This is a genomic window from Kitasatospora phosalacinea, assembly GCF_000716545.1.
GTDB classification, from domain to species: Bacteria; Actinomycetota; Actinomycetes; order Streptomycetales; family Streptomycetaceae; genus Kitasatospora; species Kitasatospora phosalacinea.
In genome coordinates this window covers 1-13,723 of record NZ_JNWZ01000046.1, presented here as the reverse complement: position 1 = coordinate 13,723, position 13,723 = coordinate 1, and the positions used below count along the sequence as shown (strand labels likewise).

Here is a 13,723-nt window from a genome sequence, read left to right as displayed (position 1 = left end):
GGACCGCCCCGGCCCGGGGGGTGATGGAGACAGCGAAGGCCCGCACCACCACCCGGAGGCAGCAGTGACCCACCACAAGTCGAACAAGGCGGTCGAGGGCGACCCGGACACCGGCCACGGCGGCGGCCTGCCGCGGCGGCCCGACGAGGCCGAACTGGAGGACCGCACCGAGGAGGACCGCGCGGAGGTCGGACTGGACCCCGACCCCGGCGACGGCCCCGGCGAGGGGGACGGCGAGGGGGACGGGGACGGGGCGGTGTAGCCGCTCTCCCCGTCCGCACGCGGACACCGCGCCCCCGGATCGGCATATGCCGATCCGGGGGCGCGGCGCGAACGCGGGGCGGTGGCGTGTTTGGTTTCTCCGCAGTCGGCCACGCGCCTCAGTGCTGGAATGTGAAGGAGGCGTGTGCAAATGATCACCGAGCAACAGATCCGTTCCATGCTGCACCAGCCCGTCCACGACGCCGAAGGCAACAAGATCGGCAAGGCCGACCACCTCTACCTGGACGACTCCACCGGAAAGCCCGAGTGGGTCAGCGTGAAGACCGGCCTGTTCGGCTCCAGTGAGTCGTTCGTCCCGATCCGTGACGCCCACGTGGTCGACGGCCACCTCCAGGTGCCCTACGCCAAGGAGAAGGTCAAGGACGCGCCGAACGTCGACGTGGACAACGGCGGCCACCTCTCCGAGGAGGAGGAGCGCCGGCTGTACAGCCACTACGGCATCGCCTGGGACGATGCCTGGAAGGCCGCGAACCAGCCCGGTGAGGGCGGGTGGGCCCACGCCCAGGGCGGCACGGGCACCGGCACGGGCGCGGCCGGAACGGCTGGGGCTGCGGGAGCCGCCGGGGCGGCCGGCGCGGCGTCGGCCAAGCCCGCGACGGGCCGTACCACCGGGACCGGCACCCGCCTGACCGGCACCCCCGGCACCCCCGGCACCCCCGGCGCCACGGGCAAGACCGGAGCCGCCGGAACCACCGGAGCCGTCGGTCTGTCCGGCACCACCGCGGCCGGTACGGCCGGCACCCGTCCCGGGTCCGCCGCCTCCGCGACCTCCGCGACCTCAGCGGCGGCCGCCGCCCCGGGCCGCGCCGCCCGGGACACCGGCCGGCCGGAGCGGAGCGACGACGCGATGACCCGCTCCGAGGAGCGGATGCACGTCGGCATCGAGCGGTACGAGACCGGGCACGCCCGGCTGCGCAAGTACGTCGTCACCGAGGAGGAGCAGCAGACCGTGCCGGTGCGGCACGAGGAAGTCCGGATCGTGCGCGAGCCGATCACCGAGGCCAACCGGGGCGAGGCGCTGTCCGGCGACCCCATCTCGGAGGCCGAGTACGACGTGGTCCTGCACGGCGAGCGGCCGGTGGTGCGCACCGAGGCCGTCCCGGTGGAGCGGGTGCGCCTGGTGACCGAGGAGCACGTCGAGCAGCGGACCGTCACCGGCGAGGTGCGCAAGGAGCGCATCGAAGCCGAACTCCCCGACGGTGAGAAGAAGTTGCCGCCGACCACCGGAAAGGACACTCCCGGCCGGGGGCGTCACCGGTGACACCGCCCGGCGGGGCCCGGTCCTAGGACCGGGCCCCGCCGACGGCGAGTGGAACGACCGAGGGAGGCCGACATGGCGTGGTTGCTGCTGATCGTGCTGATCGCCGTGGTGTTCGGGTTCGTCGGCGTGCTGGTGAAGGGCCTGCTGTGGCTGCTGGTCATCGGCGCGGTGCTGTTCGTCGCCGCCCTGCTGGTGGCCGGCGTGCGGATGGGCCGCGGTCGGCACTCCACCCCGCGCTAGCCGGGCTCTACCGGGTGAGCGGAGCCCCGAAACCGGTGACGGCACCGGGAGCCCCGGTCGTGCCCCCGGCCGTGCCCGACCAGATGGTCACCCGGCCGGCCGGGTCCTGCCCGTACAGGTCCGGAACACCGTCACCGGTCAGGTCGCCGGCCGAGCCGACGACGGGGTACGCGGTCGGATCGACGCCACCGCCGATGACGGTGCCCCGGGCCGGATCGGCCAGCGCGGAGAAGTCGACGGCGCAGTTGGCGGCGGGATCCCTGGTGATCGGGTAGGAGAGGATCCGGCCGGTGCTGCGCTCGCGGGTCCACAGGGTGGCCTGCGAGGTGGTGGTCGTCGTTCCGGCGGCGTCGGTGCAGGTGGTGGTGCCGTTGGCGGGGCCGGGACCGATCAGGTCGTAGTCGCTCCAGTCGAGGCCGGAGAGCAGGGTGTCCGTCGTGGCGAGCAACTTGACGTTGTTGCTCCCGGGGGAGAACAGCCAGAGCTTCGTGCCGATCACCGCGACGAGATTGGTCCGGGCCGGGGTGCCGGCGGTCTCGTTGTTGACGGAGCCGAGGGCGAGGACCTGGGTGGCGTTGCTCCAGTCGGTGCCGAGTTCGGACGGGCAGGTGATCGCGGCGCCGCCGTCGACGCAGGTGACCGCGCCCTGTATGACGCTGCCGTTGAGGTAGAACGAGGTGAAGGAGGAGGAGCCGGTGGACGAGTTCTGGTACAGGTACAGCTGCTCGTCCCCGGCCGGGTGGGCGATCAGTTCGTCGAAGTAGACGCCCCCGCGCAGTGAGCCGCGGTGGGTGACCTGGACGCCCTGCCAGGTGCCGGTGGGCGAGCTGGCCGCTTGCGAGACGATCCGGCCCGTGTCGACCGTGCCGGTGCCGCCCTGGACGGCGCGGAGGTCGCCGGCGCTGTCCGGCAGCAGGACGTCGGGGTGCCCGTCGCGGGTGACGTCGCCGTAGACGACGGCCTGGCCGAGGTCGGCCGCACCGGCGGCCGGGACTCCGAGCAGGCCCAGTCCGAGCGCGCCGGAGGCGGCCAGCGCGATCAGGCGCGGCAGCTGTCGCGCCCCCGGGACGGAATTTCTCTTGGTCATGGGTCGCACCCGATTTCTGTGAGCCGCCGACCGGACGGAAGGCGGTGGTTCCTTGATGTCTCCGAGGCCTTCGGGGACGGGCCTCAGGCCCGCAGCACGGAGCGCTCCGCCGCCAGGTGCTCGTACGGGCGGTCGCCGTGGACGCCCGGGGCGCGGGGCGGGGCGGGGGCGGGGCCGGTCAGGGAGCCGGAGCGGACGTCGTACGTCTCGTCGCAGAGGTTCTCGTAGCGGGGGACGGGCAGGGCGCGGGAGTCGAAGAGTGCGGCGCAGGCGTCCCGACTCGTGGGCCCGGCGGTGATGTCCATGCCCCGTAGGGTGCCACGCGGCACTGTCGGCGGACGTGCCGGAGCCCCGTCGGCGGGGGTGCCGGCCGACGGGGCTCCGGGGAGGGGTCAGGAGGGTTGCGGGCTGCCGATCGAGCAGACCAGTTCGCCGTCCTTCGCGTCGGCGACGATGGTGTCGCCGGGGCGCAGGTCGCCGCCGAGCAGCATGGTGGCGAGGCGGTTGTCGAGCTGGGTCTGGATGGTGCGGCGCAGCGGGCGGGCGCCGAACTCGGGCTGGTGGCCCCGGTCGACCAGCCAGTCCTTGGCGGCGGCGGTCACCTCCAGCTCCATCCCCTGCGCCCTGACCCGGCGTTCGGAGTTGGCGAGCATCAGGTCGACGATCCGCAGCAGGTCCTCGGCGTCCAGCGCGTCGAAGACGATGATGTCGTCGATCCGGTTGAGGAACTCGGGCAGGAAGCGCCCGCGCAGCTCCTCCATCAGCCGGTCGCGGATCTCCTCGGTCTCGCCCTTGTGGGCCAGGATCAGCTGCGAGCCGATGTTGGAGGTCATGATGACCACGGTGTTGCGGAAGTCGACGGTGCGCCCCTGCGCGTCGGTCAGGCGCCCGTCGTCGAGGACCTGCAGCAGCGCGTTGAAGACGTCCGGGTGGGCCTTCTCGATCTCGTCGAACAGCAGCACGCTGTACGGGCGGCGGCGCACCGCCTCGGTGAGCTGCCCGGCCTCGTCGTAGCCGACGTACCCGGGCGGGGCGCCGACCAGGCGGGAGACGGTGTGCTTCTCCTGGAACTCGCTCATGTCGAAGCGGACCAGCCGGTCCTCGTCCCCGAAGATCAACTCGGCCAGGGCCTTGGCGAGTTCGGTCTTGCCGACGCCGGTCGGGCCCAGGAACAGGAAGGAGCCGACCGGCCGGTCCGGGTCGGCCATGCCGGCCCGGCTGCGGCGCACCGCCTCGGAGACCGCGACCACGGCCCTGTCCTGGCCGATCACCCGGTCGTGCAGCTCGTCCTCCAGCTTCAGCAGCCGGGCCTTCTCGTCCTCGGTGAGCTGGGAGACCGGGATGCCGGTCTGCCGGGACAGCACGTCGGCGATGTCGTCGACGGTCACCGAGACCACGCCCTCGCGGCGCTCCTCGACCTCGGCGGTCCGCGCCTCCAGGTCGGCGATCCGGGACTTCAGCTCGGAGGCCCGGGAGAAGTCCTCGGCGGCCACCGCCTCGTCCTTCTCGCGGCGCAGCTTGGCGAGCTCGTCCTCGCGGCCGATCACCTCGGTGGAGCGGCCCAGGCCGCGCAGCCGGACCCGCGCGCCGGCCTGGTCGACCAGGTCGATGGCCTTGTCGGGCAGGAAGCGGTCGGAGACGTACCGGTCGGAGAGGTCGGCGGCGGCGCGCAGCGCCTCGTCGGTGAAGCGGACCTGGTGGTGCGCCTCGTAGGAGTCGCGCAGGCCCTCCAGGATCTGCACGGTCTCCTCGACCGAGGGCTCGGGGATCAGCACCGGCTGGAAGCGGCGCTCCAGTGCCGGGTCCTTCTCGATGTGCTTGCGGTACTCGTCGATGGTGGTGGCGCCGATGACGTGCAGCTCGCCGCGGGCCAGCGCGGGCTTGAGCATGTTGCCGGCGTCCATCGCGCCCTCGCCGCCGGCGCCCGCGCCGACCACGGTGTGCAGCTCGTCGATGAACAGGACGGTCGAGTCGGCGGCCTCGCGGACCTCGTCGATGACGTTCTTCAGCCGCTCCTCGAACTCGCCCCGGTACTTGGAGCCGGCGACCAGCCCGGACAGGTCGAGCGAGACCACCCGCCGGTCCTTCAGGGTGGAGGGCACGTCGCCGGAGACGATCCGCTGGGCCAGGCCCTCCACGATGGCGGTCTTGCCGACGCCGGGCTCGCCGATCAGCACCGGGTTGTTCTTGGAGCGCCGGGAGAGGATCTCGACGGTCTGCTCGATCTCCTCGGCCCGGCCGACCACCGGGTCCAGCTTGCCGAGCTTGGCGTCCGCGGTGAGGTCGCGGCCGTACTCGTCCAGGGTCGGGGTCCTGCTCTCGGCCTTCGCGGGCGCCCGCTCGCCCCGGGCGGCGGCCTCGGCGCCGCGCTGCAGCCGGGAGGGGTCGGCGCCCTGGGCGCCGAGCAGGCGGCCGGTCGCCGAGTCGGGGTCGTCCAGCAGGGCGGCCAGGATGTGCTCGGGGCCGATGTAGGAGACGCCGGCGGCCTGCGAGCGGGCGTGCGCGCCGATCAGGACGCGCTTGGCGGCCGGGGTGAGGCCCGGGTCCACGGACGGGTCGGCGGCGCCGGCCGGCAGGCTGCGCTCCAGGGCGGCGGCCAGCCCGTCCGGGTCGGCGCCGGCCTGGGCGAGCAGGCTCCGGGACGGGTCGACCCGGGTGGCGGCCCACAGCAGGTGCGGGGTGTCCAGGTCGGTGCTGCCGTCCTCCTGGGCGCGCAGCTCGGCGCGGGCGATCAGGTCGCGGGCGGACTCGGTCAGCAGCCGCCCGATCGGGACGCGCTGCACGGCGGGCGGGGAGGCGGCCGGGTTGAGGCCGAAGAAGCGGTTGAGCAGTTCGGAGAAGGCGTCGTCGGAGCCGAAAGAGCCGAAGCCGGGCACGGTCATCGTGAGGGCACTCCCATGGGCGGACGGGCAGCAGTCCCCCCGAACTATGCCAATGCTTGATATAGGCCGCTGAACGGGGTGATCCGGACAGGTGGCTGAGGCGGTGCACGGCCGGTTCCCAGCCGGCTTCCAGGAACTTGGGACAGGCATTACCAGCCCATGGGACTCTGATGACCGACATGCTCCAGCGGGCACCCCGGGCCGACCGCCCGGGGTGCCCGCGCACGTGCCACGGGGGGACAGGCCATGCCGACCACGGACCGCGCCGCCGGGCGGCGGGGCCTCGACGCGCTGCTGCGCCGCTCCCCGCTCCAGCCGGTCTTCCGGGCCCACGCCGCCCGCCGCCTCGCCGTGCTCGCCTACCACGGCATCGACGACCCGGCCGCCTTCCGGGCCCAGATGGAGCGGCTGGCCCGCACCGCCCGCCCGGTCGGGGTCGACGAGGTCGCCCGGGCCGCCGAGCACCGCCGCCCGCTGCCCGACCGCAGCGTGCTGGTCACCTTCGACGACGGCGACCGCACCGTGCTCACCGAGGCGCTGCCCGTCCTGGCCCGGCTCGGCGTCCCCGCCGCCGCCTACGTGATCACCGACCTGGTCGGCGGCGACCAGCCGTACTGGTGGACCGAGGCCGCCCACCTGGTCGCCCACGGCGGCCGGGCCGACGCGCTGCCCGGGCTGGACCCGTCCGCCGCCGTCCGCCGGCTCAAGGCGCTGCCCGACGCCGAACGCCGCAGCGCCCTGGCCGAGTTGCGCGCCACCGCCACCCGGCAGGCGCCCCGGCAGCGGCAGTTGAGCCGCGACGACCTGCACGCCCTGGCCGACGCCGGGCTGGCGATCGGCAACCACACCGCCTCCCACCCCTGCCTCGACCGCTGCGACGACGCCGACATCGACGCCCAACTCCTCGCCGCCCACGACAAGCTGACCCGGTGGATGGGCTGTCCACCGACCAGCTTCGCCTACCCCAACGGCAACTACGACCCGCGCGCCGACCGGGTGCTGCGCACCCTCGGGTACCGTACGGGTTTCCTGTTCGACCACCGGCACGCCGAACTGGCCCCGGCGCACCGGCTGCGGATCAGCCGGCTGCGGGTCAACTCGCACACCGGACGGGACCGTTTCGACACCATCCTGTCCGGCCTGCACCCGGCCGTGCACCGGCTGCGCGGCGGCCGTTGAGCGTCACGAAGGAGGGGGACCGGTGCCGGAGATCCACCGCACGCCCGAGCTGGACGGCGAACTCGTGCACGACTGGCGGGAGTTGATCGACCAGGATCCGGAAGGATCGTGGTTCGCCGGGCCGGACTGGGTGCTCGCCTGGTGGCGCACCCTGGGCGCCGGACGAGGCGGCGAGATCGCGGTGTGGCGCGGCCCGGACGGCCGGGCCGAAGCGGTGCTGCCGCTCGCCGCCACCCGGCTGCGCGCGCACCGCAAGCTGCCCGTCGAGGTGCCCGCGCTCACCCTGCTCGGCACCGGCCCGGGCGCCGCCGACCACTGCGGGCCCGCCGTCCGCCCGCACCGGCGCGCCGAAGTCGCCGCGTGGCTGGCCGAACGCTCCCGCCGCACCACCCTGTGGCTGCCCGAACTGGACGCCGCCCACACCGGCCTGCTGCCGCCCGGTGCCCGCCCCGTCACCCGCTCCGCCTGCCCGCGCGCCGACCTCGCGGACGGCCCCGACCGGCTCGGCTCCCGGGACTTCCGGGCCGCCAACCGGCGCGCCCGCCGCCGCCTCGCCGCCGCCGGCGTCAGCTTCCACTGGCTGCCGCCCGGCGCCGCCGACCCGGCCCTGCTGGACGACCTGCACCGGCTGCACCGGCTGCGCCGCGAGGCCGTCGCCGACGGGGCCGGCAGCTTCACCGCCGACCGGCTGCCGCCGCACCGGCTGCTGGTCCGGGGCGCCGCGCCCGGCCGCGGCCCGGCCTTCCAGCTCGCCCGCCACGGCGAGGAGTTGGTGGGCGTGCTGTACGGCTTCCGGTGGGCCGACCGGTTCGCCTACTACCAGACCGGCTGGGACCCGCGCTGGGCCGCCGAGTCGCTGGGCACCGCGCTGGTCGACGCGGCGATCCGCAACTGCGCCGCCGAGGGCGTGCGGACCTTCGACTTCCTGCGCGGCCGCGAGCCGTACAAGTACCGGTTCGGCGCGATCGACCGCACCGACACCGGCTGGCTGCTGCCGCGCGGCCCGGGCGGTGCGCTGCTCTCGCTCAAGCACCGCCTGCGCCGGGACGGTTGACGGGGCGTCAGGCCCCGACGTCGCCGTCCAGGTAGACCCACTCGCCCTGGTGGCGGACGAAGCGGCTGCGCTCGTGCAGCGCGTCGGACCGGCCGCCCTCCAGGTAGTGGGCGCGGAACTCGACGGTGCCCTCGGTGTGGAACGGGCCGCCCTCGGTGGAGCCCAGGACCTCCAGGCGCTCCCAGCGCAGCGAGGGGTCGAAGTCGATCGCGGCGGGCCGGGTGTCCGGGTGCCAGGAGCGCAGCAGGTACGGCTCGTCGCGGACCGCGAAGGCGCTGAACCGGGAGCGCATCAACTGCTCGGCGCTGCTCGCCGCGGCCTCGCCGCGGTGCAGCCGGCCGCAGCACTCGGCGTACGGGGCGGGTCGGCCGCAGGGGCAGTCGGTCGGGGCGGCGGGGGAGGGGGTGCGTCGGCGGGCCATGTGGTCCATTATCGCGCGGACCGGGCCCCGTCCGGGCGGTGTGATTGTCGACTTCTTCCCGCTTCGTCCCGGTGTGGCGCGGGCATGGCTCCGCGCGGCGCGGGCAGGATGGTGCGGGTGCCGCGCCCCGGCGCGGCAGCGGAGAGGACGACCGTCGGCGAGGGCGAAGGGAACCGCGATGAGCGACCACCACCACAACGTGCTGCTGCTCGGCTTCACCGATCCGGCGGACTGCCGCCGGGCCTACGAGGACGCGATGCACCTGCCCGGGCTGCGGCAGGTCGCGGTGCTGGAGCGGGACGCCGAGGGCATCGTCGACATCCCGGAGAGCCACATCCGCGGCGCCGGCGTCCCCACCGTCGGCTCCGGCCTGGTCGGCGGCCTGGTCGGGCTGCTCGGCGGTCCGATCGGCGTGCTGCTGGGCTTCGCCGCGGGTGCGGCGATCGGCAACGCCGCCGAGCAGAGCGAGATGACCGACGGCGGCGCCGGGCTGATCGTGCTCTCCTCCCGGGTCGGCAACGGGCGGGCGCTGCTGGTGGCCGACCTGGTCGAGCACGAGACCGGGCCCGCCGACGAACTGGCCGCCAAGTACGGCGCCCCGGTGGAGCGGATCTCCGCCGAGCAGTTCGCCGAGCAGGTCCGGATCGCCAAGGAGCAGGCCGGCGAGGAGTGAAGGGCGGGCGGCCGGGGAGCGCTCAGAAGTACGGGCGGTAGCCGTCCTTGAGCCGGTCGAGGTCGCGTCGCTCCCGCTTGGTCGGCCGCCCGGCGCCCCGCTCGCGCCGGGCGACGGCGGCCGGCCGCTCCTCGCGCGGCGGCGGCGGGGGGCTGTGGTCCACGTAGCAGGTCTCGGCGACGGGGGCGCCGACCCGCTTGGCGATCGGCCGCACCACCCGCACGACCCGCTCCCGCCCCTCGACCCGCACCCGCACGTCGTACCCCGGCTTGACGTGCTGCGCGGGCTTCGCGGTGGCCCCGTTCACCTTCACGTGCCCGGCCCGGCAGGCCGCGCCCGCCGCCGAGCGGGTCTTGATCAGCCGGACCGCCCAGATCCAGCTGTCGATCCGCACGCTCGCCTCGTCCGCACTCATGGCACGACTCTAGCTCCGCCGTGTCCTCGCTCACGATTGTGCAACTAGTTGCACTGCCGGTCCGCCGCGCCCTACCGTTGGGTAACAAATCCCGACCGGAGGCGTCGATGACCGCTGCGTACCCCCACCTGCTGGCCCCGCTCGACCTGGGCTTCACCACCCTGCCGAACCGGGTGGTGATGGGCTCCATGCACGTCGGGCTGGAGGAGGCGGAGCACGGCTTCGAGCGGATGGCCGCCTTCTACGCGGAGCGCGCCCGCGGCGGCGTCGGCCTGATCGTCACCGGCGGCATCGCCCCCAACGAGGCCGGGCGGCCCTGGGCGGGCGGTGCCAAGCTCACCACCGAGGCCGAGGCCGCCGAGCACCGCGTGATCACCGACGCCGTGCACGCCGCGGGCGGGAAGATCGCCCTGCAGATCCTGCACTTCGGCCGGTACGCCTACCACGAGGCCCTGGTCGCCCCGTCCCCCCTGCAGGCCCCGATCAGCCCGTACGTCCCGCACGAGCTCACCGCCGAGCAGGTCGAGCAGACGATCGAGGACTTCGCGCGCTGCGCCGAACTCGCCCGCTCGGCCGGGTACGACGGCGTGGAGGTGATGGGCTCCGAGGGCTACCTGATCAACGAGTTCACCGCCGCGCAGACCAACCACCGCACCGACGGGTGGGGCGGCTCGTACGAGAACCGGATGCGCTTCCCGGTCGAGGTCGTCCGGCGGGTGCGCGAGCGGGTCGGACCGGACTTCATCCTGGTCTACCGGCTCTCCATGCTCGACCTCGTTCCCGGCGGGTCCACCTTCGACGAGGTGGTCCGGCTCGCGCGGGAGGTCGAGGCGGCCGGGGCGACCATCATCAACACCGGCATCGGCTGGCACGAGGCCCGGATCCCCACCATCGCCACCTCGGTGCCGCGCGGCGCCTACGCCTGGGTGACCAGGAAGCTGATGGGCGAGGTCGGCATCCCGCTGGTCACCACCAACCGGATCAACACCCCCGAGGTGGCGGAGGAGTTGCTCGCCACCGGGCACGCCGACCTGGTCTCGCTGGCCCGGCCGATGCTCGCCGACCCCGCCTTCGTCAACAAGGCCGCCGCCGGCACCCCCGAGGCGATCAACACCTGCATCGGCTGCAACCAGGCCTGCCTGGACCACACCTTCAGCGCGAAGATCACCTCCTGCCTGGTCAACCCGCGCGCCTGCCACGAGACCGAACTCGTCCTCGCCCCCACCCGCCGCGCCAAGCGGATCGCCGTGGTCGGCGCCGGACCGGCCGGGCTCGCCTTCGCCACCTCCGCCGCCGGCCGCGGCCACCACGTCACCCTGTTCGACGCCGCGGACGAGATCGGCGGGCAGCTGAACGTCGCCCGGCGGGTGCCCGGCAAGCAGGAGTTCGACGAGACGCTGCGCTACTACCGGCACGAACTCGCGCGCACCGGCGTCGAGTTGCGCCTCGGGGCGGTCGTCGGCCCGGACGGGCTGACCGGCTGGGACGAGGTCGTGCTCGCCACCGGCGTCACCCCGCGCACCCCCGAGATCGACGGCGTCGACCACCCCAGCGTGCTCGGCTACCTGGACGTGCTGCAGGGCCGCGCCAAGGCCGGCGAGCAGGTCGCGGTGATCGGCGCGGGCGGCATCGGCTTCGACGTCGCCGAGTACCTCACCGACCCGGGCAGCGGCGACTTCCTCGCGCAGTGGGGCGTCGACCGCGAGTACGCCGGCCCCGGCGGCCTGACCGCCCCCGACCGGCCCGCGAGCCCGCGCCGGGTCTTCCTGCTCCAGCGCAAGAGCGGCAAGGTCGGTGCCGGGCTCGGCAAGACCACCGGCTGGATCCACCGCACCGAACTGCGCCACCGCGGCGTGGTGATGGTCCCCGGCGTCGAGTACCGCCGGATCGACGACGCGGGCCTGCACGTCACCGTGGACGGCGAGGAGCAGGTGCTGCCCGTGGACACCGTGGTGCTCTGCGCCGGCCAGGAGCCCCGCCGCGACCTGCTCGACGCCCTGCGCGAGCGCGGCGTCGAACCGCACCTGATCGGCGGCGCGGACGTGGCCGCCGAACTCGACGCCAAGCGCGCCATCGACCAGGGCACCCGGCTCGCGGCCGCGCTCTGACGGCGTGCCCCGGGGGAGGGGGCCGTGCGGCACCGGCGCGGCCCCTCGACCTCCCCGTCCCGGTCCGGCGGCCGTCGTCCGCACCGCGGCGCGGGGCGTCGGCGGGCCGCCGACAGGGCGGTGGAACGGGCCTGGGCACGGGCCCTGCGAGCCCGGGCGCGCGGACGCCCACCGGGGCCGGGGGCTCCGGTGGGCGTCGGCGGTGCTCAGTAGAGCGAGACCCCGTACGCGGAGAGGGCCTCGGTGACGGGCTGGAAGAAGGTGGTGCCGCCGGAGGTGCAGTCGCCGCTGCCGCCGGAGGTCAGGCCCAGGGCCTTGGTGCCGTCGTACAGCGGCCCGCCGGAGTCGCCGCCCTCCGCGCAGACGGTGGTCTGGATCAGGCCGCTGACGGTGCCGCCGTCGGAGTAGCGGACGGTGGCGTTCAGCGCGGTGACCTTGCCGCTGTGGGTGCCGGTGGTCGAGCCGGTGCGCTTGACGGCCTCGCCGACGTACGCGTTCGCGGCGGTGAAGCCGCCCGGGTGGCTGAGCGAGGTGTTGGTGTAGCGGACCAGGGCGTAGTCGTTGCCGGGGAAGCTGGAGCCCGCGGTGGTGCCGGCCACCGTGCTCTGGCCGGAGTTGGTGTACCAGGTGCTCGCGATGTTGCCGCAGTGCCCGGCGGTGAGGAAGTAGTACGTGCTGCCCTTGACCACGTTGAAGCCCAGCGAGCAGCGGTAGCCGCCGCCGTAGATCGCCGCGCCCGCGGACAGGCGGGGGCTGAAGGTGCCGGAGGTGCGCTCGATCTTCAGGCGGCCGGCGTCCGCCCCGGCGGCCTTGGTGAGGCGGGCGAGCGCGGCCGGGGTGACCGTGCTGTCGGCCGTCACGACGACCTTGCCGGTGGCGGCGTCGGTGTGCCAGGCGATGCCGTTGACGCCGCTGAGTTCCACCGAGTCGCCGACCCGGGCCAGGGCGGTGGCGGCGTCCGGCGCGGGAGTGGCGGCCCCGGCGGCGGGCACCGCGAGGGCGGTCGCCGCGGCGAGGGCGGCGGCGACGGCGAGCAGGCGGGCGCCGGTGCGGCGCGTGCGGGCGGGGGTGGTGCGCGTGGTCCTCACAGATCTCCTCCTGGGGGAGTGGGAGAGGCCCTGGGGTAGGGGCCGTGAGGCGCGGGCAGGGGTGGTCGGCACCGGCTCGTGGCGCGGCGCTTGATCTGACCCTGACAGGCGCTATCCGGGAGTATGCGGACGCCCGGCGGGGCTGCGCAAGACCCCGTAAAAGCTTTCCCGCCCGACCGGTCGGTCGGCAACACCGGTGCGCGGACGCCCTCCTGAGCCGATGTCACAGGTCAGCGTCCCCGCGGGCGTCCGGCCGGCCCGTACGATCGGCCGCATGTCACTGCCGCACGCGATCCTCACCGCCCTGCTGGAGAAGCCGTCCTCGGGGCTGGAGCTGACCCGGCGGTTCGACCGGTCGATCGGGTTCTTCTGGTCGGCCACCCACCAGCAGATCTACCGCGAGCTGGGGCGGCTGGAGCGCGAGGGCCTGGTCCGGGCGTCCGGGCCGGGGGCGGGGCGCGGGCAGCGCAAGGAGTACGAGGTGCTGCCGGACGGGCGGGCGGAGCTGGCCCGCTGGACCGCCCTGGCGCAGGACCCGAAGCCCGTCCGGGACGCGCTGCTGCTGCGGCTGCGGGCGGCGGCCGTGCTGGGCCTGGGCGGGCTGGAGGAGGAGTTGGCCCGGCACCGCGAGCTGCACCGGGCGCAGCTCGCGGAGTACCTGGAGATCGAGCGGCGGGACTTCCCGCCCGAGGCGGCGGCCGGGGAGAACCGGCTGCAGCACCTGGTGCTGCGCGGCGGCATCCAGTTGGAGTCGTTCTGGCTGGCCTGGCTGGACGAGGCGCTGGGGGAGACGGTGGAAGGGGCGGCGGGGAGGGCTGGGGAGGCGGTGGAGGAAGGCCGGGAATAGGGGTGGGTGGCGTGCCGTTGTCGCGGGTGGTTGAATGTTGAATCAACCTCGAAGGAGTTGAGAACGGTGCAGTTCGGCATCTTCAGCGTCGGTGACGTGACCACCGACCCCACCGACGGGCGGACCCCGACGGAGCACGAGCGGATCAAGGCCATGGTGGCCATCGCGCTCAAGGCCGAGGAGGTC

General features: G+C 74.5%; 14 protein-coding genes and 1 pseudogene. 9 read left to right on the top strand and 6 right to left on the bottom strand.

The window, feature by feature from the left end; all coding sequences use genetic code 11:
* Positions 1 to 64: 64 nt before the first annotated feature.
* From OO48_RS22565 to OO48_RS39000, 3 genes are all read left to right on the top strand, one after another.
* Positions 65 to 262 carry a hypothetical protein gene (locus tag OO48_RS22565; protein ID WP_033219162.1) on the top strand — a complete coding sequence of 66 codons (198 nt, stop codon included), beginning with the start codon at positions 65 to 67 and terminating at the stop codon, positions 260 to 262.
* 150 nt (positions 263 to 412) lie between these two features.
* Complete coding sequence (locus OO48_RS22560; protein ID WP_033219159.1) at positions 413 to 1,543, top strand: PRC and DUF2382 domain-containing protein; 1,131 nt, start codon at positions 413 to 415, stop codon at positions 1,541 to 1,543.
* A gap of 72 nt (positions 1,544 to 1,615) precedes the next feature.
* Entirely contained in the window at positions 1,616 to 1,783 is a 168-nt protein-coding gene (locus tag OO48_RS39000; RefSeq protein WP_167346470.1) for a hypothetical protein, read from the top strand.
* A 7-nt stretch (positions 1,784 to 1,790) separates the two neighbouring features.
* Here OO48_RS39000 and OO48_RS22555 read toward each other — a convergent pair whose 3' ends face one another.
* The 3 genes from OO48_RS22555 to OO48_RS22545 all read right to left on the bottom strand — a co-directional run bounded on the left by OO48_RS22555 (position 1,791) and on the right by OO48_RS22545 (position 5,752).
* Positions 1,791 to 2,870: a hypothetical protein gene (locus tag OO48_RS22555; protein ID WP_033219155.1), complete on the bottom strand. Its 1,080-nt coding sequence runs from the start codon at positions 2,868 to 2,870 to the stop codon at positions 1,791 to 1,793.
* Between the two features lie 83 nt (positions 2,871 to 2,953).
* Positions 2,954 to 3,175, bottom strand: coding sequence for a hypothetical protein (locus OO48_RS22550; RefSeq protein WP_033219154.1), 222 nt, complete (start codon positions 3,173 to 3,175; stop codon positions 2,954 to 2,956).
* 87 nt (positions 3,176 to 3,262) lie between these two features.
* Entirely contained in the window at positions 3,263 to 5,752 is a 2,490-nt protein-coding gene (locus tag OO48_RS22545; protein ID WP_033219153.1) for an ATP-dependent Clp protease ATP-binding subunit, read from the bottom strand.
* Between the two features lie 246 nt (positions 5,753 to 5,998).
* Here OO48_RS22545 and OO48_RS22540 point away from each other — a divergent pair, with 246 nt between their 5' ends.
* Positions 5,999 to 6,931, top strand: coding sequence for a polysaccharide deacetylase family protein (locus OO48_RS22540; protein ID WP_033219152.1), 933 nt, complete (start codon positions 5,999 to 6,001; stop codon positions 6,929 to 6,931).
* A gap of 22 nt (positions 6,932 to 6,953) precedes the next feature.
* Positions 6,954 to 7,985, top strand: coding sequence for a GNAT family N-acetyltransferase (locus OO48_RS22535; protein WP_033219151.1), 1,032 nt, complete (start codon positions 6,954 to 6,956; stop codon positions 7,983 to 7,985).
* A 7-nt stretch (positions 7,986 to 7,992) separates the two neighbouring features.
* Here the strand turns inward: OO48_RS22535 and OO48_RS22530 are convergent, their stop codons facing one another.
* Complete coding sequence (locus OO48_RS22530) at positions 7,993 to 8,406, bottom strand: YchJ family protein (protein ID WP_106970387.1); 414 nt, start codon at positions 8,404 to 8,406, stop codon at positions 7,993 to 7,995.
* A gap of 178 nt (positions 8,407 to 8,584) precedes the next feature.
* Between OO48_RS22530 and OO48_RS35330 the strand changes: the two genes are divergently transcribed.
* On the top strand, positions 8,585 to 9,079 hold the full coding sequence (locus OO48_RS35330) for a hypothetical protein (protein WP_051732515.1): 495 nt from the start codon (positions 8,585 to 8,587) through the stop codon (positions 9,077 to 9,079).
* Between the two features lie 22 nt (positions 9,080 to 9,101).
* Here the strand turns inward: OO48_RS35330 and OO48_RS22520 are convergent, their stop codons facing one another.
* A complete protein-coding gene (locus OO48_RS22520) occupies positions 9,102 to 9,494 on the bottom strand; it encodes an RNA-binding S4 domain-containing protein (RefSeq protein ID WP_033219149.1) in 393 nt (130 codons plus the stop codon).
* A gap of 107 nt (positions 9,495 to 9,601) precedes the next feature.
* Between OO48_RS22520 and OO48_RS22515 the strand changes: the two genes are divergently transcribed.
* Positions 9,602 to 11,602: an NADPH-dependent 2,4-dienoyl-CoA reductase gene (locus tag OO48_RS22515; RefSeq protein ID WP_033219148.1), complete on the top strand. Its 2,001-nt coding sequence runs from the start codon at positions 9,602 to 9,604 to the stop codon at positions 11,600 to 11,602.
* Positions 11,603 to 11,808: 206 nt separating this feature from the next.
* Here the strand turns inward: OO48_RS22515 and OO48_RS22510 are convergent, their stop codons facing one another.
* On the bottom strand, positions 11,809 to 12,690 hold the full coding sequence (locus OO48_RS22510; RefSeq protein ID WP_033219147.1) for a S1 family peptidase: 882 nt from the start codon (positions 12,688 to 12,690) through the stop codon (positions 11,809 to 11,811).
* Positions 12,691 to 12,964: 274 nt separating this feature from the next.
* On the opposite strand from OO48_RS22510, the gene OO48_RS22505 reads away from it, so the two are divergent.
* Together OO48_RS22505 and OO48_RS40055 are read left to right on the top strand one after the other, a co-directional pair.
* Positions 12,965 to 13,537: a PadR family transcriptional regulator gene (locus OO48_RS22505; protein WP_033219146.1), complete on the top strand. Its 573-nt coding sequence runs from the start codon at positions 12,965 to 12,967 to the stop codon at positions 13,535 to 13,537.
* Between the two features lie 66 nt (positions 13,538 to 13,603).
* Positions 13,604 to 13,723: pseudogene (locus OO48_RS40055) on the top strand (5,10-methylene tetrahydromethanopterin reductase); the annotation flags it as partial.

Bases quoted from the DNA above. Each gene is read 5' to 3' on its own strand.
- OO48_RS22545 (WP_033219153.1), bottom strand. From the start codon at position 5,752: ATGACCGTGCCCGGCTTCGGCTCTTTCGGCTCCGACGACGCCTTCTCC.
- OO48_RS22520 (WP_033219149.1), bottom strand. From the start codon at position 9,494: ATGAGTGCGGACGAGGCGAGCGTGCGGATCGACAGCTGGATCTGGGCG.
- OO48_RS22505 (WP_033219146.1), top strand. From the start codon at position 12,965: ATGTCACTGCCGCACGCGATCCTCACCGCCCTGCTGGAGAAGCCGTCC.
- OO48_RS35330 (WP_051732515.1), top strand. From the start codon at position 8,585: ATGAGCGACCACCACCACAACGTGCTGCTGCTCGGCTTCACCGATCCG.
- OO48_RS39000 (WP_167346470.1), top strand. From the start codon at position 1,616: ATGGCGTGGTTGCTGCTGATCGTGCTGATCGCCGTGGTGTTCGGGTTC.
- OO48_RS22560 (WP_033219159.1), top strand. From the start codon at position 413: ATGATCACCGAGCAACAGATCCGTTCCATGCTGCACCAGCCCGTCCAC.
- OO48_RS22530 (WP_106970387.1), bottom strand. From the start codon at position 8,406: ATGGCCCGCCGACGCACCCCCTCCCCCGCCGCCCCGACCGACTGCCCC.
- OO48_RS22540 (WP_033219152.1), top strand. From the start codon at position 5,999: ATGCCGACCACGGACCGCGCCGCCGGGCGGCGGGGCCTCGACGCGCTG.
- OO48_RS22515 (WP_033219148.1), top strand. From the start codon at position 9,602: ATGACCGCTGCGTACCCCCACCTGCTGGCCCCGCTCGACCTGGGCTTC.
- OO48_RS22550 (WP_033219154.1), bottom strand. From the start codon at position 3,175: ATGGACATCACCGCCGGGCCCACGAGTCGGGACGCCTGCGCCGCACTC.
- OO48_RS22555 (WP_033219155.1), bottom strand. From the start codon at position 2,870: ATGACCAAGAGAAATTCCGTCCCGGGGGCGCGACAGCTGCCGCGCCTG.